This window comes from Enterococcus sp. 5B3_DIV0040 (assembly GCF_002140755.1).
In the GTDB taxonomy this organism is placed as follows: domain Bacteria; phylum Bacillota; class Bacilli; order Lactobacillales; family Enterococcaceae; genus Enterococcus_D; species Enterococcus_D casseliflavus.
Map to the genome: position 1 here is coordinate 1,952,695 of NZ_NGLC01000001.1, position 18,741 is coordinate 1,971,435.

The 18,741-nt window shown below is 43.2% G+C and carries 16 protein-coding genes; 5 read left to right on the forward strand and 11 right to left on the reverse strand.

The features are described 5' to 3' along the window. Positions 1 to 151 precede the first annotated feature (151 nt). On the reverse strand, positions 152 to 520 hold the full coding sequence (locus tag A5883_RS09310) for a DUF7006 family protein (protein WP_015509452.1): 369 nt from the start codon (positions 518 to 520) through the stop codon (positions 152 to 154). 453 nt (positions 521 to 973) lie between these two features. On the opposite strand from A5883_RS09310, the gene A5883_RS09315 reads away from it, so the two are divergent. After that, complete coding sequence (locus tag A5883_RS09315; RefSeq protein ID WP_015509451.1) at positions 974 to 1,150, forward strand: hypothetical protein; 177 nt, start codon at positions 974 to 976, stop codon at positions 1,148 to 1,150. A 54-nt stretch (positions 1,151 to 1,204) separates the two neighbouring features. Here the strand turns inward: A5883_RS09315 and A5883_RS09320 are convergent, their stop codons facing one another. Genes A5883_RS09320 through A5883_RS09330 form a run of 3 tightly spaced genes read right to left on the reverse strand, consistent with a single transcriptional unit; the run spans position 1,205 to position 5,117 of the window. Next, complete coding sequence (locus A5883_RS09320; protein ID WP_086338390.1) at positions 1,205 to 3,364, reverse strand: lectin-like domain-containing protein; 2,160 nt, start codon at positions 3,362 to 3,364, stop codon at positions 1,205 to 1,207. A gap of 18 nt (positions 3,365 to 3,382) precedes the next feature. Beyond that, positions 3,383 to 4,432 (reverse strand): DUF916 and DUF3324 domain-containing protein, encoded by a 1,050-nt coding sequence (locus tag A5883_RS09325; RefSeq protein WP_086338391.1) that lies wholly within the window; start codon positions 4,430 to 4,432, stop codon positions 3,383 to 3,385. A 16-nt stretch (positions 4,433 to 4,448) separates the two neighbouring features. Further along, complete coding sequence (locus A5883_RS09330; protein ID WP_086338392.1) at positions 4,449 to 5,117, reverse strand: WxL domain-containing protein; 669 nt, start codon at positions 5,115 to 5,117, stop codon at positions 4,449 to 4,451. Positions 5,118 to 5,209: 92 nt separating this feature from the next. Between A5883_RS09330 and A5883_RS09335 the strand changes: the two genes are divergently transcribed. After that, complete coding sequence (locus A5883_RS09335) at positions 5,210 to 6,715, forward strand: helix-turn-helix domain-containing protein (RefSeq protein ID WP_086338393.1); 1,506 nt, start codon at positions 5,210 to 5,212, stop codon at positions 6,713 to 6,715. Positions 6,716 to 6,796: 81 nt separating this feature from the next. On the opposite strand, the gene A5883_RS09340 is transcribed toward A5883_RS09335, so the two are convergent. The 7 genes from A5883_RS09340 to A5883_RS09370 form a co-directional block, all read right to left on the reverse strand. Beyond that, on the reverse strand, positions 6,797 to 7,684 hold the full coding sequence (locus A5883_RS09340; protein WP_086338394.1) for an SDR family oxidoreductase: 888 nt from the start codon (positions 7,682 to 7,684) through the stop codon (positions 6,797 to 6,799). 246 nt (positions 7,685 to 7,930) lie between these two features. Beyond that, a complete protein-coding gene (locus A5883_RS09345; RefSeq protein WP_086338395.1) occupies positions 7,931 to 9,631 on the reverse strand; it encodes a DUF4091 domain-containing protein in 1,701 nt (566 codons plus the stop codon). A 2-nt stretch (positions 9,632 to 9,633) separates the two neighbouring features. Then, positions 9,634 to 10,605: an alpha/beta hydrolase gene (locus tag A5883_RS09350; protein WP_016610368.1), complete on the reverse strand. Its 972-nt coding sequence runs from the start codon at positions 10,603 to 10,605 to the stop codon at positions 9,634 to 9,636. 3 nt (positions 10,606 to 10,608) lie between these two features. Continuing rightward, positions 10,609 to 11,973 carry a glycoside hydrolase family 1 protein gene (locus tag A5883_RS09355; RefSeq protein WP_016610369.1) on the reverse strand — a complete coding sequence of 455 codons (1,365 nt, stop codon included), beginning with the start codon at positions 11,971 to 11,973 and terminating at the stop codon, positions 10,609 to 10,611. After that, the gene (locus A5883_RS09360; RefSeq protein WP_086338396.1) at positions 11,966 to 12,871 is read right to left on the reverse strand and encodes an ROK family protein; all 906 of its coding nucleotides are present in this window, start codon (positions 12,869 to 12,871) and stop codon (positions 11,966 to 11,968) included. The genes A5883_RS09355 and A5883_RS09360 overlap by 8 nt, the downstream gene beginning before the upstream one ends. A 9-nt stretch (positions 12,872 to 12,880) precedes the next feature. Continuing rightward, complete coding sequence (locus A5883_RS09365) at positions 12,881 to 14,233, reverse strand: PTS sugar transporter subunit IIC (protein ID WP_086338397.1); 1,353 nt, start codon at positions 14,231 to 14,233, stop codon at positions 12,881 to 12,883. A 19-nt stretch (positions 14,234 to 14,252) separates the two neighbouring features. Next, positions 14,253 to 16,454: a glycoside hydrolase family 3 N-terminal domain-containing protein gene (locus A5883_RS09370; RefSeq protein WP_086338398.1), complete on the reverse strand. Its 2,202-nt coding sequence runs from the start codon at positions 16,452 to 16,454 to the stop codon at positions 14,253 to 14,255. A 100-nt stretch (positions 16,455 to 16,554) separates the two neighbouring features. On the opposite strand from A5883_RS09370, the gene A5883_RS09375 reads away from it, so the two are divergent. The 3 genes from A5883_RS09375 (at position 16,555) to A5883_RS09385 (ending at position 18,702) form a co-directional block, all read left to right on the forward strand. After that, entirely contained in the window at positions 16,555 to 17,790 is a 1,236-nt protein-coding gene (locus A5883_RS09375; protein ID WP_086338399.1) for an AraC family transcriptional regulator, read from the forward strand. Between the two features lie 108 nt (positions 17,791 to 17,898). Continuing rightward, on the forward strand, positions 17,899 to 18,156 hold the full coding sequence (locus A5883_RS09380; protein ID WP_005225681.1) for a hypothetical protein: 258 nt from the start codon (positions 17,899 to 17,901) through the stop codon (positions 18,154 to 18,156). Between the two features lie 360 nt (positions 18,157 to 18,516). Continuing rightward, positions 18,517 to 18,702, forward strand: coding sequence for a hypothetical protein (locus A5883_RS09385; protein ID WP_074931802.1), 186 nt, complete (start codon positions 18,517 to 18,519; stop codon positions 18,700 to 18,702). Positions 18,703 to 18,741: the final 39 nt, after the last annotated feature.

Below are 18,741 nucleotides of genomic sequence, written 5' to 3' on the forward strand. Positions count from 1 at the left end.
ACCAATAATAATCTATTTTATTCATAATTTCAAAATAATTTTTATTTTAATGATAAATAACACGTTTAATTCTCCTTCTTCTCCATAAAAAAAAAGCGACTAGATGCGCTAGTCGCTTTCTTTTCTATCAAGTGATCCTAAGAAGAACCGCTTATTGGATGTTGAAGATCAGGCTTTCGTGCTCTTTTTCTTTTAAGGAATAGCCACAAAACTCTTTATTCAAATTCGGATAATCGCGTTCGATCATCTGAATAACCTCGATTTCCGTCAAAAATTTGTCTTCTGACAATTGCAACGAGTTCAACAAGACAAAGCGTGAATCATAGCCTAAAATCTCTGGCATCAATTGCCAAAAATTTGAGTGATCAATTTGTTGGATCGTTTCTTCAAAGTTAGCAATCAATTGTTGTACATGATCATAGACTTTGGGATAATCAGATTTTAACAAATCCAACAGTGCTTGATCGACCACCTTATCCAAATAAGCCTTTGTGTCCGTATAGATTATTGAAGAAATCACTTATTTCATCAATCCTTTCATTCAAATGCCATATTCGACATCGTCAAGGATGGCTCCCTGTTCCTATATATAGCATACTATCGGTGATTTTCGTTCTCAGATTAAGGATAGAATCAAGAAAAAAAGGAGAAGTCGTTTTTTGATTCCTCAATCTTACTCCACAATAGCAAAATTTTGCTGAACTGATAAGCAAAGCGAATCAGCAACATCTGAAAATGAGAAATTTGTCAGATTTCCCTCCTTTTTTAGATAGATTGCCTCTCTTCTATAAGAAAAATCAGCCGCCAAGGATCGCATCCTTTAGCAGCGATCGATTTGAACCAAACAACCAGGAGCCTTTATTGCCCTTCACAAAAAACGGAGACAGCATAATCTCAGACAGAACCTTCAGCAACATGTATAATTAAAGTAGAGAAAGTCATCAAAATAAACGAGACGAGGAGTGGAGCAAAGATGAAGAACCATTGTAAATGCGGCAAGAAGTTAACTGGCAATGAAAAAAGCTGTCCGGACTGCAAACGCAAAAAACAGCAAACTTTAGATTCCTTGGAAAAATTCGTTAAATACGGCAGTTTTGCTTTAGCAGGCCTATCATTAGTTTTAAAAATTGCGAAAAGTCGACAAAGTTAACAGTGATCGACTGAGAACTTTAATAAAAAAAACGCCGTAATGGCGTTTTTTTTATTAGTCTACAATCGTACTCTCCAACTGCCAATTGACCGTACCTGAATAGGTACCAGGTTCTATCAAATCCAACTTGGGAACAAAGCGAAAGTAGCAATCATATTCCTGAAGATCCAGAGTTAAGTCCGTTGATCCTGTTGGCTGCTGTTGGAAAATCACTTGTTCTTCAGAAGTGACAGAAGCCACCAGCTGATTGGTCACCGGATCATAGAGGACCAATTGGATTTCCTCCGCTAATTGTTGCTGATTTTGCATAAAATCAGTCATCTGGCCGCTTAACTGCCAGGTCCCTTCGCTGGTATTGCTGACAGACAAAAGGGCTTCTTGATCAAAAGAAATAGTTAAATAAGCAAAGCCATCGTCTCTGATGGATCGTGCGAGTTCATTCAAGGTCACTGCCGCTGCGTTGATTGAAGCAGGCGCACGCTCAAATACCACGATCCCTCGAAAGTCAATGCCATAATAACGTGTCTCCGATCGATTGCCTTCTGTATCGATCACATAAGACGCAAGATAATAGGTTGTGCCCGGTTCTAGATCTGAGGTGTCTAGTGCCAATGTATCCGACAATGGCTCCGACAATGTTCCCCGTTCAACCAACGCTGCTTCAGAGAAATCCGTTTCGGTGATTGTCTTATCCTCCGTAAAGAAATCCGTGACATATATTTTGGCTTGGGTCGAATTTTGGTCATCAATCGTGATCGGTATGTAGGAATTGCGCTTTTGCCGCACGATCTGCAGGTCTGCTTTTGCTTCTGCCAATGACGCCGAACCTGTTGAAAGAGTCGGTGGAAAGGATCCGGTCATTTGATAATAATGAGTTTCTGGATCACCTGATGTCATACTGGAAACAAAAGCATTTCCATTAAAAACAGTTTGGACAGGGATGGCTACATCTAAATTCTGATCGAGCGGAGCTTCTGTGTAATTGACGGAAAAGTGAACGATGTATTCATTCCCTTTGACCATGTCGGGCAGTGTCACAACCAATTGTCCATTTTCAATGGCAAAGGGCAAGGCAGTTCCGCCTTCAGGCATGCCATTAACCATGATTTCACTGGCTTTCCCAAAATAAACCGCCTCGGGAACTAATGATAGTCCTTCTGGAAAAAGCGATGAGAGCAAGATTCCCGATTCCAAGTCAGCTAGATCACTGGTGCTTTTATAGGAGAGATAGGTCGCATAAGTAATGGTTTTGCTATTGTCGACAGTGGCTGGCTGGGCAAGTGTCGTACCAGTATCCAACAATAGTTTGACTGGGTCTTTTTCAAAAATACCGGTTCGCATATCAAGTTCTACTAGTCCTTCAACATCGACAAAGGCCACAGCTTTTTCTTGAACATAGCCCCCGTTTGCACCTGTAAAACCAAAATAGACCGGTGCACTATTGGTGAGATTCAAATTCGATTTGAAGGTGTCATCAACAGGAACCGTCACATCAACACCGAAATCTGGTACGGTGTAACGCAACGTTTGTGTCGGCTGATCAAAGACTACTGTAAAAATATGCCACTGCCCATCGGAAATATCTGGTACGGATACCGTATCTCGATGGTTTAAGACTTTGTCAATAATCAGCCAACCATCGGTGGTATATGCGTCATTTGAACCTGGAAAATTCCAAGCGATATGATGGCCGGAAGGAACATCACGATCCATCATTCCGTCCCCCGTCAACCCTGCATTATTATAAAATGTATCAAATTCAATCGCAAAACTTTGGGGGATCGCCCCAGTACTTAAAGGAGTCGCTCCTCCCGAATTTGACCAGACACCAATCGTCGGTCCCGCTTGTTGCGCCAGTGCATTTAAACCATTGCTTTGCATCACAAAAGCGATCCCATCACTGTCCGTTGCTGTATTATCGATACAAAATGCCATTTCTAAGCGAAAGGAGCGAGTAAAGGAAACTGGCTTATTAAACCAAACACCACCACTGGAATTGGTAGTAGTTCCATCATTGATCTGAACATAATTGAATCCTGACTCTCCTTGTGGCGAACCCGCTTGCCCCACAGGAGTGATCAAAGAATCGTCAATCGCCAACGTAGGAAAGTCCGGAACAGATACCGCAGCATAGATTGTCTCTTGCCGCCAGCCCAGCAGAAAGAAACTAAAAAGAAGTACATAGAACCATCGTTTAATGCCAAACTTTTTCATCGCTGTCCCCTGCTTTCTTCATTCTGATTCTTCTTGCATTGTCGGTGCATCATCTGCTTCTGCTTTTTTGCGTCGCTTGTACAAAAAGAACAAAAGAAGCAAGACAAGCAGGAAGAGTAGTATCCCTAAAGCATAGAACCAGTACTGTTTTTGAAGATACGCTGCACCTAATGTTGTCTGACGGTTGATAAGGTTGGCTTGCTTGCGATCAACCACCACCGAATCCTCAAACACCCACGTTCCTTTAGGCGCATTCAACTCGATCCGTAACAGATAGGTCCCCGGTTCGAGAATGTTCTGATCAAAGGCACTAAACAGCTCCAAAACCGAATTTGGAGCTATTTGAAAATTCTCTGCAGAAAAACCACCAACTTTGTTGCCGCTGTCTTGCTCACGTATGATCGTTTTCACAGATATTTTGCCAAATGCTGTGGGCTGACTATTGCGGATACTGCTTTTGAGAGCAGCAGAACCATTTCTTTCCGCCGCCTCAGAATTAATCAAAGACAATTGGGGATCAGGCATGGTTGCCACATTCTGACGCAAGCGGACCCCTTGCTGAATTTTATAGTTGGCTTGCAGATTTGTTTGCTGGCTTTCAGTTGTCTCTGACGGTTCTTCTTCAAAGGCAAACACACCAAGTATTTCTCCTGCAAATTCTTTTCCTTTCATTGAAAGGGTAAAATGAACCTGATAGCTTTCTCCAGGGGCAAGTTGGATCGTCTGCCTTGGATTTTCAATCAATTCACTAAAAGAGATTCCTTGATTCTCTTCGGCGGTCTGTTCTGCTTGGTACGCAATAATCCCAGTAGAGGCCGTATAACTATTTAGTGCGGATGCTTTAATGGTCAACGGGTCTAGACTTGTATTATGAAGGGCAACGGTCAAATTCTGTTCGGTCTCATGATTTACCAGTAAGTCGAAATAACTGACGTCACTGACTTGATTTTGGGGAAGTTCTGGGGTTACAGTGAACCGTGTGGTCTGTGCATGACCGGTGACTTTCATAAAGCAACACAAACTGATAAAGAAACTAATGAGTACGAAGCACTTGATTTGTTTTTTCATTGTCGCCCTTTCCTTGCTATTCTGCTTGATAGGTGTTTGATAAGGTCCATGTGATCGTGCCGCTATAAGTGCCGCTGTTCACATTTTGTTTTGGTACGGTTAATGAAGCATTGGAAAAGTTAAAATCATTGGTTGCTAAGCCAGTTGTGCCATCAGCAGAAGCAATCAGCGTTGGGTCTGTTGCCCCTACCATCAATTCGGTGCCCGAGACTAGCGCTGCATCGCCAGAAGCCGTTGTACCATTTAAAGTGACTTTGGCATTTGCCAGCTCGTTATCGCTAGCATTCGTCATTTTCGATAATTGCGCCGTCAACTGCCAGCCAGCTTGATTCGGCCCACGGTAATCTGTGATCGATGTCACTTCATTCGACGTTGCTTGAATCACTTGTTCATCGGTAGCAATCTCTTGGATACTGCTTGTACCGAAGTTAAAATTAGTCACCTGATCCAGTGACAAGATTCCTTGTTCGATCGTTAGCGTTGCTTGACTCGTCATTGAAGCCGTTGGATTCGCTTCTGCTGCAGCTGCCGCAGTCGGCACCATTCCTAAACCCATTCCGACCAAACCTAACATTAGTACCTTTTTGTTCATTTTCATCTCTTCCTTCACTTTTTTTAATGAGAAACCGAGGTTAATCGAAAAAAACAGCTTTAAAAAATAATAATTTAATTGGTGTTTTTTCATTCTATTCTCATCTATCATAAGTATAATCCATCATGGTTATCATACGGTTCACAGATTTAGCGTAAAAAAAACGCCAAAAAGGAGAATCCCTTATGTATCGAGAATTCATATCTCCCGCAGAAGAAAAGAAATTAGAGATTTTCAAAGTTGTCTGCAATTCCAATGGCGTGACATTGGTCCAACTGTCAGAAGTTTTGAACATCCCACAAAAAAGTCTGCAAAAATATATTTATTTTTTAAATGAAGATCTGCAGCTGCTCTCCCCTCACCTGCTTCTATCAAAAAATCATTACAATCAGTATTTTGTTGAGCGAGCAGAGGACGATGAACCTTTCTATGCAAAATTGATGTATCATTATTTGCTCAACTCCACACAATATACCTTGATTCACTACTTGATTGGGCGCCCGCAAATGACCTTGACGCAATTATGTTTGGATTTGCATGTCAGCCAATCGCATATGTATCGGTTGATCAAGAAAATCAATCAACTATTGGAAAAGTTTCAAATCCAAATTCGAACAGACCTGAATAACCGCATCGTTCTTGCTGGAAAAGAGCTTGATATCCGTATTTTCACCTACAGTTTCTTGACCCAAAGTGCGCCTGCTGATTTGTGGCTGTTGCCAAGCGTTTCCCATAAAAATGTCGAAGAATTTACGGCATTTTTTGCTGTTTCTCACTTTGATCCGTTGACGAAAAATAAACTCGCTGCATTTTGGCAAGCAGTGGTCAGCCGAACGATCCAAAAAAAATATTTGCCAGTGATTCCTGAAAAATACATGGAATTGATGAATTTCTATTGTTTTTTACCAGAGGAAATCCTCGATTCACTTTTTTTGAGTGCCGATTATGCCTCAGAAAAGACGCTTCAGTCAGAATATCTTTACTTAAATTTCTTTTTGCATGTCTTTTTGCCAGGGGTAATTCCCCAAGAGAAGAATCAAGCGATCATCCAAGAGATCAAACATTCTGATACCGATCTTGTGCGCTTTTTCACTGCAATGATCAAAGATTGGCACGATACCTTTGCTCCAAGTCAGGAAGTCGCCGAATTTGAAAAACTATTAAGCAGCTGTCTGCTGGTCTTCAATCTATCGATCATTATCGGCATCGATCTTCTGGAAGTGTGGCAGCTCGAACACCAACTGTTGACCGAAAACACTCCTTCGAAAGACAAAATCTATGAAGCAATCTGCAAGCTTTTACTGACCCATATTGAAAGGTATCCATTTGCTGACTTGGACAAAGAGTATTTTGAACAGACACAGTTGCCTTATCTTGCGCATCTCTTGTTTTTTGAAACACAGATGAATACGCCCCCGACCGTGTCGATCTATATTCAAACGACGATCCAATACCGCACGAAGCAAATGATCGAGACAAGGATCCGTTCGATTTATTCCAAAGCTTCAGTGACTTTTGTTAACCAGATGGAAGCAGCCGATCTATTGATCACCGATAGTTATGAAGAAGTGATTTTTTCCGAAAAATTAGTCTTACTGTCTAACCTGCAAGCCGAACAAGAGTGGGCAGCCGTTTTTGCAAAGATCAATCAACTGATGATGTCCAAGATGTTTGCCAAACAAGGAAAGTAAGCTGCCGATTCCATTTTCATCCCCAAAAAAGCCCGAGCATCTTTGCTCGAGCTTTTTTCCTACAAATTTATCCAGGGATTGTTAAGCGAAGAAGCTACCACCCGTTACACTGTACACTTGACCAGTTACATAGCTTGCTTCATCAGAGGCTAGGAAAACATAGACTGGCGCTAATTCGACTGGTTGTCCAGCACGTTTCATCAATTCTTTTTGACCAAATTCTGGGATCGCAGATTGTGGTTGTCCACCAGAAATTTGAAGTGGCGTCCAGATTGGACCAGGCGCAACGGTATTGACCCGAATGCCTTTTTCACTTAATTGCGCAGCTAGCCCTTTACTAAAGGAAGTAATGGCACCTTTCGTGGCTGCATAGTCTAAAAGATGGGCGCTTGGTTCCGCACTTTGGATCGAAGTGGTCGTGATGATGCTTCCACCAGCTGGTAAGTAATCCAATGCTTCTTGGACTGTCCAATACATCGAGATGATATTCGTTGTAAAGGTATCTTGAATTTGTTGCGTAGTCAACTCTTTGATGTCCTTCACCGCTTGTTGCATCCCAGCATTTAGAACCAATGTATCTAACCCGCCTAATTCTTTGGCTGCTTCATGAACCAATTGACGAGCGAAGGTTTCATCTTTCAAATCTCCTGGGATCAATACTGCTTTGCGTCCAGCTTTTTCAATGACTGCTTTGACTTCTTGCGCGTCTTCTTCTTCAAAAGGAAGATAGTTGATTGCAACATCGGCGCCTTCTTTGGCAAAAGCGATCGCTGCTGCTCGACCAATACCAGAATCACCACCGGTCACTAATGCTTTGCGTCCAGCTAATTTGTCTGAACCTGAGTAGCTTTCTTCCCCGCAATCAGGTACTGGCTGCATCTTTCCTTGAATCGCCGGTGCTTCTTGCACCTGTTTTTCAAATGTGCCATCATAATACTTCGTTAACGGATTGTTGATTTTTTCTGACATGCTCGTTTCCTCCTTGATTATTTCTACTTCTTATTTGTCATCGTTTGTTATGACCTTACTTAAAAGTGTAAAGGAAGATGGAGGGAATGAGAAACGAAACGCTCACCAGAAAAAAAACATCCGTAAGAAAACAGATGCTTAGTAAAACGAAAATGCTGCATGACTCAGTAGTGAGAACGCCCCCAGGCATCTCATCATTCTGCTGGGAAATCGTAGTGAAGTTTCTGTGTGCAGTGGTTGATTTTGCTACTTTTCTAGCAGTTCGAGCAGTGCCCGACGAAAGGCCTCCATCTCCTTTGCGGTCTGTAGAAAAACATCGGGATGACTGTGGTGGCTGTCGATCATCCAGCGTTTGGTGTCTGTAACTTTAAGAAAATCTGCTACTAAGGCGTCCGTTTGCTTCGGTTGAGCAGCTTGGGCTGTCTTCAAAAGATAAAAATCTTCAATTCCCCGTTGGAGTTGCTTATATCTTAGTGACAGCAATATATGTCCGTGATTCCCAGGATAGACGAAACAAAGATCACCGATCGGTAGTGAGCTCGTGTTGTATCGAATATCGGTCCTAGCCTGTTCTGGCCAGCAATTGTATGCCCAACGCAGAAAGCCGTCTGTTTTGAACTGATACGATAAGATTCCTTGCATTCGCGTTTCTAACAAGGGACTATGCAAAAAGGTATTCGGTTTGTCGGGATAATTGCAGACATAGTACTGCATCTTCCCTGGATGGCTTTTTATCAGTGATTCGTAATGGTTGCAAGTACAGTAATAGGAAGTCACGGGATGATCGATCACTGGCAGCAGCTCAAACAATACGTCTTCTTTATCAAAAGCAGCTTTGATCTGGATCGAAGGATCAATTTCTTTTAAGACAGCTAACGAGGCTCGGAAACTGTCGATTTGCTGTTTCTTCGGTTCGTCAGAAACGATGCGAACCTTCTCCCATAGATTCTTCCCTTTAAAATAATCAAATACTTGACGTAGATACTCCTGCAAATCAGCTTTTTGATTGAGAAAGCCAAAGGTGCTTTTTCCCTCATCGTAAAAGCGAATCACCAACTTTTCTGGATGGTCCAAGTTGACCAGCGGGAAAAATGGCGGCTCCCAGACCCCTAATAAACCAAACACATCAATTTCTTCTTTGATGCCCGCAGCAAAAAAACAATTCAAGTAACGCGTCAGCACAGAAAAATCGCAGGACAGTTCTCCGTCTGGCGTCTTTTTGACCTTGACCATCGAATACTCATATAAATTAGCAGGATAATCTTTGACGATGTAATTGAACCAGCCCTTCCATGGGATCTCTCCGGCGATCACTGTGATCGCTTTTTGTCCGATCGCAGCGAGACTCTCAGCCATTTCCTTGATCAAGTCAAAGTGGGCATCGCTCCATAACGGAACGTCAAAGGTGCGAGCCAAATTGCTGGGCTGCTGCCACATATTTAAGTGGAACGTCTCTAAATAGTCTTTTGGAAAAGTAAAGCCATCCACTTCAATCGTTAGGTTCTTTTCTAATAAGCACTCCTCATGGCTAGTCAAGTGTGCCCGATAGACCTTGATTTTCACGGGATATGCTTGCGGTTTGATCGTCTCATCGACCTGCCACTCCAAATAAAGAGGCGCAAAGCGATCGCCAGGATAGGTTTTGGCAGTTCGTTCAAGCAATTTATCGGCGTACGCCAATTCCTGCTGACCGACAAAATAATCGACGAATTGCGCTTTGACCGGCAATTCGCTAAAAATCTCAACACGTATCATGGGAATTTCGATTTCATCGGGGATCGAAAACTCGTCGCCAATAATATAATGATTGCGATTGCCATCGTGCAGCAGCAGCTGACAAGCAGCAGTACTGTTACGAACAGCTGATAACTGTTCAATCGCTTGTGGTTCTTGGGTGATCAATTCTGTTGAAGCCTTATAGCTTTCATGGACCAGGATTGCTTTCATTTTTACTCTTCCTTTCTAGGATCAATCAGCTGCGATACAAGCTTTTGATAAGAAACATTTTCAAACGCTTCTGGCATGATCGTTAGTAGTTGCTGCAAGCTGATGTTTTTTACGATTTTTAAGCGACTTTTGTCTGCCCATGATGGAAAAGCCTGCAACAGCAAGCGTTTATTTTCCCCTGAATCAAGCAACGCTCGAATTGGCCACTGCCCTAAATCAGGAAACAAAGCTGGCTGGGCAGCTTTATCTGCCCAGTTCAACTCTAGCCATTCGACGCATTCATCAAACCAACGGGCAAAGCGTGGATCGACCATCTCTTTCCGATTACCGAAGCGTTCGGTCGCCAAAGAAAGACCGTGACGTCCTTTTTGGAAAATATGACTTTCAAAGGGAACCTCGTGCTCTTCTAGGGCTTGCAGATACGCCAATGAATTTTCGATAGGAACGACATTGTCTTCAAAGGTTGAAAATAAAAAGGTGGGCGGCGTATCTTTTGTGACACATTTCTCTAATGAAGGGGCATCGATCTTCATCACAGCAGCAAATGAAGACACTATCGCTGGGTAGCCTAACATACATAAGCTCGGTTTCATTGGGGAGAGTGTCGATAACGCCGCTGCCAAATGACCGCCAGCAGAAAAGCCGATCACAGCGATTTTTTCGCTATCGATTCCCCATTCACTGGTTAGTTCTTGGATTTTGGCAATCGCTTTTTCGGCATCTTCTAAGGAATGGCTGAAACTGCGATGTGTCCCCACATGATAGCGCAAGACTCCTGAGTGAAAGCCTTGGGCAGCAAAATTTAAAGCGATCGGCTCGGCTTCCCGCTCACTGCAAAAGGAGTAGCCACCGCCAGGAATCACCAAGACAAACGGACGATCACCCACCCGTCCATACTCGGCTTTTTCCTCATGCAGATACACTGTCAGACCGGCTTGCGCTTCTGGATCAAATAGATATTCCTGAATAAACACCGCTTACTCTCCTAACCCATTTTTATCGATGACGTTTTGATACCAATAAAAACTATCTTTCTTGTATCGTGCCAAGTCCAACAGCTGCTCGTCCGTACGATTGACATAGATAAACCCGTAACGTTTAGCGATGCCTTCGTGAGTACTGACGAGATCAATGGCACTCCACGGGCAATAGCCGATCACATCGACACCATCTTCGATCGCCAATGCCAGCTGCTTTATGTGCTGCTGCAAGTAGTCGATGCGATAATCATCGTGGATTTTTCCATCAGTTGTCAAAACATCCTTGGCACCGATCCCATTTTCCGTGATCAAGAGCGGTAGACGATAACGGGAATAGATTTCGTTCAACGTAAAGCGAAAGCCCTCTGGATCGATCGGCCAGCCGAATTCAGTCATTGGCAAATGGGTGTTTTCTACTGCTTGGAAAAAGCCTGGAATCCCGAAACCAGATTGTTGATCGAGTTTCGTTTCTTTTTGAAAATAGCTGCTGACGGTCATCGTATTATAATAATTCAATGCGATGTAATCACAGGTACCCGCTGCCAAAATCTTTCGATCTGCTTCAGTGACTGTCGGTGCTGCGCCAATCTTCTCTAATAAATGCCATGCGTTGTGATTGTACGTGCCAAAAACAGCCGCATCTAGGAATAACCAATTTCTCAGCGCACTCATATATAGAGCGGCCAGCTGATCTGCTGGTTTTTCAGAAGCTGGATAGACACTGGCGATATTCGGTGCTGGGCCAATCTTGCCGCTAAAATTGCCTGCATGAAATTGCTGGGTCACCAATGCTTGTGCCACCAGCATATGATGATTTTCTTGAAATTTTTCTTTCATGGATTTTTGACTCGTACCAATGACCGAACCAGCAAGTGCCATCACATTTTGCTCGTTGATGGTTTGCCATAACGGAACTTGTTGCCCAAAGTTTTCGAACAGTACTTGGCAGTAATCAGCAAATGCTTGGATCGTCTCTCGGTTTTCCCACCCGCCTTGCTTTGCGATCGCAACGGGCAGATCAAAATGGAAGACGGTGACGATCGGTTGAATCTCGTTTTCTAGTAGCAGATCGATCAGTTTTTGATAAAACGCTAATCCTGCTGGGTTGACCTGACCATCGGGCATGACGCGGCTCCATGATATGGAAAAACGATAGGCTTTTAACCCTAATTCTTTAAACAATTTCACATCTTCTTCATATCGGTGATAGTGATCTGATGCTACTTTAAAATCAGTAGTCCCTTGCGGAATCTCTTTGATATCTTGCACTGAGGGACCTTTGCCGTCTTCCGCCCATGCGCCCTCTACTTGATAAGCACTAGTGGATGCTCCCCACAAAAATGCTTCTGGAAATTTACTCATCCCACGGTTCCTCCTTAGCTGCGCCGATCAAATTGGCGTCCGCTTGAAAATAAGCGGCTTGGATCGCAACTGGCTGCAGCGTTTTCTCAATGATTGGTGCGGTTTTAAAAATAGCTTGATAGCTGCTAGCTATGGCTTCGATCAAGCGTGGTTGACGGCTGATCCCGCCACCGATAACGATTTTCTCCAGAGCTAAAAGACACTGAAGATCGAAGCACAAGACAGCGATTTCTTTGGTATAAGCTAAAAATAAAGCTTCTGCCTCCGGATCAGCAGTTTTCCTAAGAGTATCAAAGACCAAAGGACCCTCAGGCGCAACTGCCATACTAGCAGCCAAACGCTCAATCAATCCCACAGCCGAAAGACCGATCCCCACAAAAGAGTCCGCGCCTCTCATTTGTCGGTCACGAATCATAAAACTGACTTCACCAGCTTGTCCATGATGCCCGCGATAGAGTGTTCCATTCAGACAAAGGCCGACCCCCACACCGGTTCCTAAAATGATCGCCGCACCATTTTGGATACCTTGCAGATTGCCAGCTTTCATTTCCCCTAGCGCGGCGGCTTTTGCGTCGTTTTCGACACTAACTTCTGTCACCATGCCATCGCTTAACTGGCAGATCAATTCTGGCAAATTTACCCCATCAAGGTATGGCAAGGCACCACCAAAGAAGACCGTCCCTGTTTCATTAACTGAACCAGGGACTGCGATCGCGACTTTGGTGAAAGAAACTTGACGGGCATAGCTTTGCAAGAGCCCTTTGATAGCTTCTTTAAAAGGTTCCAAAGCTGCAGGGGTTAAAATGGTGCGCCGTTTGCTGACCTCGTTGTGTTCGACCCATCCCGTTTTGATGTGCGTCCCACCGATATCAATTCCTAAATAAACCAAATGTGCCACTTCCTTTATTTACGCTTGAATTTCTTCCACGACTTTTTCTGTCATTTTTGCTGCTTCACTTGCTTGCTTTTTTTCAGCAGCCAGTTCTAATTCGTACTCTTTTTTATCCGCAATTTTTAGGAACGGATACCACATCACAATACCGATCAGCATACAGAAGATCATTAAGATCGTGTAGTTAAGCCCTCCTGAAAATGGCATTTTGATAAAAGTCGGTGTCGTCCATGGCAATAGACTCATGGTTGGATTCAAGCTGATTGGGAGGATCGTAGTCGCTAATCCCCAGGTCACAAAGCCAGCGATCAATTGTGTGAAGACTTGCGGAATAAAGAACAACGGATTCAAAATAATCGGCATCCCGAACATGATTGGCTCTGTGATATTAAAGATCGACGGGATAAATGATAATTTTCCTAATTGTTTCATTTTTGCCGATTTGCTGCGGATCATAAAGAAGGTCACAAAGCCCATGAAGCCAGCAGCATACATACCCATATAAATCACTGAAGGAATCAGATAAGGCAGTTCTTGTCCTTGTTGGTAAGCGGCAATATTCGAAACGACCATGGTCATACTAATCGCGCCGAGCGGTCCTTGTAAAACTGCATTGTGAATTCCGAAAAACCATAAGACGGCTAATAATTCCATAATGATGATGATCGATAGCGGGCTGGCAACTAAGGAGTTCAACGGCGCATTGATCACATCGATAAAGAATTGGAAAATCGAACCAGATGAAGTAAACCCAAATAAGACACGTAAGACAAAGACGACTGCAAAAATGATCGTGACAACAAACACTGGTGCTAAGGACTGGGTCACCATTGGGGGAACACTGTCTGGCAGTTTGATCATAATATTTTTTCTCGACAAGAAAGCATAAAAGCGAGTGACCAACAAAGCGGTCAGCATGCCGATAAACAGTCCTTGCCCGCCTAAGAAATCAAGCTTCAAGGCACCAATCGTTTGTTCCACTGCTTGGCCATCTTGCATGACAGTTGTTGCGACGGTTTGGGGCATCAACATAATGAAACTAGCTAAAGAAATAATCGCCGAGTTGCGTTCGTTGCTTCCTAACTGTTTTGCGTAAGAATACGCCAAACTGTATACGACATACAAGGCAAAAACGCCAGTTGCTCCGTTGGTGATCGCTTCAACATGTTGGAAGATGCCAATTTTCGTCAAATAGTCCGTCCAACCGGGAATCGGAAAATTTCCAATAATCGTGATAAACGCAATTCCTAAAGTGATGGGACTTGTTCGAATAAAGCCTTCCATCAAAGCGGCCAACACTTTGTTTTGTTGTAATTTTTGTGACATTGGTAATAGTTTGCTACTTAAAAATGCTTCTAATTTTTCCATTCTTTCTCACTCCTTTAGTTTAGATCGTTACACTAAGCATCGTTTCTTTTTGATCGATCCGTATTAGGAATCGATAAGTACCTTTGGTAAAATGTTTGGTTCCTTGATTGTCATAGAAAACAAGTTCTGACAACGGCAGTGAAAATCTTCGCTCTTTTTCTTCCTGGGGCGCGAATGAGATGAGGTCACTCGCGATTAATTGGCGACTTGGACGTACCACTGCCGCTGGGCGCTGCATGAGATAAAGTTGAATGACGGTTTCTGCAGCTGTTGCTGATTGGTTTTTCACTCGATAAGCCAATTGGATCGTCTCGCTAAATACTTCACTACCAAGCCATTCTCCAGTAAACGTACTGTAACTAAGACCTGTTCCGAATGCGAATAAGGGTTCATTTGATTCATCGCGGTATTTTGACAAAAAGCGATCAGAATGCTCGCTATCTGTCAAAGGTCTGCCTGTTGGCATCTGGGCACTGTATAGTGGGATCTGTCCTTCACTACGAGGAAAGGTCATCGCCAATTTTGCCGTCGGAGAAGCCTGCCCACTCAACAGATTGGCGATCCCGATCCCGCCCATCGTTCCTGGATACCAAACGAGCAACAGACTATCAAATAATGCTTCCACTTGTGTTAAGACTAACGGTCTGCCAGTGTAAAGCACGCCAATCAAAGGCTTGCCAGTTTTTTTCAACGCTTGGATCAAACGCATTTGTTTCATTGGCAGCTGCAAATGAGCTTTTGATGCCCCTTCGCCGCTTTCCAAAAATTGTTCCCCAAAAGTCAAGACGATGACCTCTGCAGCCTCAGCCGCTTTGACGGCTTCTAAAAGCAGCTGGTCTTCTGGTTCGATCGGTCCATTCAGCTGTTCGATTCCGACTTTTAAAGGACCAAATTGCTCATACGAATCGAATAAATTGTATCCACGAGCAAAGATCAGGTTTTCAGGTGCGAAGTGCTTCAGCAAACCAGTTTTTAAAGGAATCGTATCTTGTGGCTTGCCGCTAACTGACGCCCAAAAGCCTAATGTCAACCGGCTTTCTCCATAAGGACCGATCACAGCGACGGTTTGGTCTTTTTTCAAAGGTAAGCTGCCCTCATTTTTTAAAAGCACGCAGCTTTTTTCCACTAACTTAACGGCTAGCTCTTTGGCTTCCTCCGACAAAACCTCTCCAGTCTGTTGCGTTTTCAACCCTCGATAGGGTTCCTCAAACAAACCTAATTGATTTTTTAATACGAGAATTCGCCAGACTGCTTCATCCAACAAAGCTGCTAATTTGGGTTGTTTGATCAGTTCTGGCAAGTGCGTCGCATAGACCGATGTCATCATATCAAAATCAACGCCCGCTTCCAAACCTTTCTGAGCGGCCTCCCGTTCATCTTTGGCAAAGCCATGAGGGACCAATTCTTTGATGGCGGCATGATCGGAGACCAATACCCCATCAAAACCGAATCGTTCGCGCAAAATCTCTCGGTTCAGCCAGCGGCTACCCGTTGCAGGTTCACCATTCAATAGGTTGAAGGCCGTCATCACTAGCAGTGCTTGCGCTTCGATCGCCGCTTGATAGGGTTGCAAATATTCATTGAATAAGCGCTGATTCGACATATCGACCGTATTGTATTCTCTGCCTGCTTCGGGTGCACCATAACCAGCAAAATGTTTGATGCAAGCAGCAACGTGATTTTCTGCCACTCCTTGATCAAGATTGCCTTGGTAACCGGTCACGACGCTTTTAGCAAAACGTTTGGCCGTATAAACATCTTCTCCTGGCGACTCCATCACCCGCCCCCAGCGAGGATCGCGAACAAGATCCAGCATGGGTGAAAAGATCACATGAAGGCCATTTTGGTAACATTCTTTGGCGGTCATCTCAGCGGCTTGCTCGATCAGGTCAAAATCATAAGAACCTGCTTGCGCAAGGGGGATCGGAAAAATCGTCCGAAACCCGTATATGACATCAGACATAAACAGCATGGGAATCTTAAGTCGGCTGTGTGCCAACGTTTCCCTTTGTAACTGAATCAATTTTTGATGATCATTGACATTATAGATTGAACCAATCTCATGAATCTTCAACGATTTGGGAAGTCCAAGATCTTGCATCGGTCCCGTAGACATCACCTCATTTTCAATGACTAAACTGCCATTCAATTGAATCGTCTGAGCGATTTTTTCTTCTGGCGTCAATTGCTGAAACAATTCTTTCAATTTTTTACTATCCATGTTTGCCCCTTCCTGTAACCGTTTTATTTATCTGAATTATAAAAAGAATCCTTCCTTAGATATACTAAAAAACTAGTGTTTATAATAAAATATTTATTGAATGCGAAAAAATTTACGTTATACTAAAAGAAAAAACAATGTTTGGACTTTGAGGTGTCTTATGAACAAAACAACACTGACGACCGCCATGGATCTGCTGTATCGCAAATATTTGATCCCGATGATCCTCTTGGATCAAGAAGGAACTCCGCTGTATCCCCCACTCACCTTAACAGCCAAGAATCCTCTGAAACACTATTTAGAAGAAACGAGCGGCCCAGTTGCGAATCTCTATCATTACGGCAAATATATGCTTGGTTGTTTTGCGTTTCAGTTAGCTGGAAAAACCTGTTATATGGTCATCGGACCCTGTGGTGTGATTGGTACACCAGATACGTCTTACCTATTTCTTGAGCATGAATACCACTACAATGTGCACTACTCAAAAGAAGACAAATACTCCTTTGAAGAGTACATCCAACTGCTTTATACGCTGTTTGCGGAGCAACCTCTTGCAAAAGATCAAATTCATTGGCATTACCAAAACGAGCCTCATGACCGATCCATGCAAACAGATCTTAGTTTGGAAACCAATCTTTACGAACGTCGGGTGCATGAAGCCACCTTTGATTCCTACCATTTTGAATTGCGTTATCTCGACTACATCAAACGTAATGAGCCTGAAAAAGTGGTTTGGGTGTTCAATAAAATGAAAGAGACCTACAGCGTTTCGCTCTCTCCTTATGAGCTTGAAGGGTTGAAACTAAAATGTTCGGCATTTGTCGCTGTCGTGACCCGCATGAGCATTGATGAAGGAGTACCGGTCAACCAAGCATTCGGCTTATCTGATTCCTTGATCCAAGGTCTGGTTTATATTCATTCTGCTGAGGAATGCCTTCGCTATATCAAAGAAGCGACCTACCGCTTCATGGAGCTTTTACACAGCTACCCGCTGGCGAAAAAATCGCTGCTGGTCAAAACGATCGTGAATCATGTTGATAGTCATCTCTACGAAAAAGTGACCATTGATGACCTCGCTGCCATTACTCAAAAACATAAGACCCATCTGTGCAATCAATTCAAAAAAGAAATGAATAAAACGATCCACAGTTACATTCAGGAACGAAAAATCAGTGAAGCCAAGCATTTATTGTTGTTCACAGACTATTCCTACGAAAAAATCAGCACCCAATTAGCCTTTGCCAATCAGAGCCATTTTATCCGCAATTTCAAAGCAGTGACGGGGCAAACACCAAAAGAATTTAAAGAGCAGCATTACGCCCATGCTTTAAGTTGAAAACACACGCTTCGAAAAAAAATACTCATAAGCAATGGCTATCATTTTTAATAACAAGCGTTGTAAGCTATCCTTTTACTCAAATCAATTTGAATGAGGAGAGATAAAATGATCCAACTTGCTCGCTTGATCTTTTGGGTACCAGTCATCTTTTTTTCGTTAGGTTTGGTCTTCCTAACGAAACGACTGCCGCGTTTCACATGGGTTTCTCTAACGATCACTGTTTCTTTGATCATCTTTGTTTGTAAAATCTTAGAATACTCCTATGTCATGCCAGATATGAAACTAACCGTTTATTTTATGGGTTTCTTGATTTCTGCTAGTCTGCTTGGGTATATTTTTTATTTGCGTAGTAGAAAACGTTGACTGCAGCTGCGCCTGACTCGCGCCAAAACGCCCTCTTAATGCCTTTTGACTATAACAAAGACGATCTATACCTATGAAGCAGCTCCTTTCATCCCCTTCGTAAGGATTACGGCTCATGATCCCCTTTCGAGGGGATTTTTTTATTGTTCATCCTCACTCATTCTTATTCAGTTTACTTTGATGAAAAAATCACTTTTCGCCGATCACGGCATGCCAAGCCTTTCTCTCTGATTCCTTTCGTTGTGACACTTGCGATCCCAAAGAACACATTGTCTTCCTAAACAATTAAATATATAATAAAATTGTAAATTACCACATCATAACAAAGAATCATCAAACCTCTTGAAAGGAGCGTTTCCTATGAACTGGCTGACCTTTGTCGTCCAACCACTGACCCTGCTATTTTTTCTCACGGTTTTTTCCCTTGTGTATTTGATGCCTGAATCCGTTGTGCCTAAGCCAAAAATGAAGAAGTGGGCGCTGACTGTATCTTTGATTTTTCTGGCATGGCAGCTGCTGATTCCCTTTTTCTTCTTTGTTCTCTAAACCCAGCAAAAAAAAGCGGCTCTCACAAAAGAGAGCCGC

Excerpts from the sequence above, each read along its gene's own strand:
- A5883_RS09370 (WP_086338398.1), bottom strand. The coding sequence starts at position 16,454 with ATGGATAGTAAAAAATTGAAAGAATTGTTTCAGCAATTGACGCCAGAA.
- A5883_RS09365 (WP_086338397.1), bottom strand. The coding sequence starts at position 14,233 with ATGGAAAAATTAGAAGCATTTTTAAGTAGCAAACTATTACCAATGTCA.
- A5883_RS09345 (WP_086338395.1), bottom strand. The coding sequence starts at position 9,631 with ATGAAAGCAATCCTGGTCCATGAAAGCTATAAGGCTTCAACAGAATTG.
- A5883_RS09355 (WP_016610369.1), bottom strand. The coding sequence starts at position 11,973 with ATGAGTAAATTTCCAGAAGCATTTTTGTGGGGAGCATCCACTAGTGCT.
- A5883_RS09375 (WP_086338399.1), top strand. The coding sequence starts at position 16,555 with ATGCGAAAAAATTTACGTTATACTAAAAGAAAAAACAATGTTTGGACT.
- A5883_RS09320 (WP_086338390.1), bottom strand. The coding sequence starts at position 3,364 with ATGAAAAAGTTTGGCATTAAACGATGGTTCTATGTACTTCTTTTTAGT.
- A5883_RS09315 (WP_015509451.1), top strand. The coding sequence starts at position 974 with ATGAAGAACCATTGTAAATGCGGCAAGAAGTTAACTGGCAATGAAAAA.
- A5883_RS09385 (WP_074931802.1), top strand. The coding sequence starts at position 18,517 with ATGAACTGGCTGACCTTTGTCGTCCAACCACTGACCCTGCTATTTTTT.
- A5883_RS09325 (WP_086338391.1), bottom strand. The coding sequence starts at position 4,432 with ATGAAAAAACAAATCAAGTGCTTCGTACTCATTAGTTTCTTTATCAGT.
- A5883_RS09335 (WP_086338393.1), top strand. The coding sequence starts at position 5,210 with ATGTATCGAGAATTCATATCTCCCGCAGAAGAAAAGAAATTAGAGATT.
- A5883_RS09340 (WP_086338394.1), bottom strand. The coding sequence starts at position 7,684 with ATGTCAGAAAAAATCAACAATCCGTTAACGAAGTATTATGATGGCACA.
- A5883_RS09380 (WP_005225681.1), top strand. The coding sequence starts at position 17,899 with ATGATCCAACTTGCTCGCTTGATCTTTTGGGTACCAGTCATCTTTTTT.
- A5883_RS09330 (WP_086338392.1), bottom strand. The coding sequence starts at position 5,117 with ATGAAAAAACACCAATTAAATTATTATTTTTTAAAGCTGTTTTTTTCG.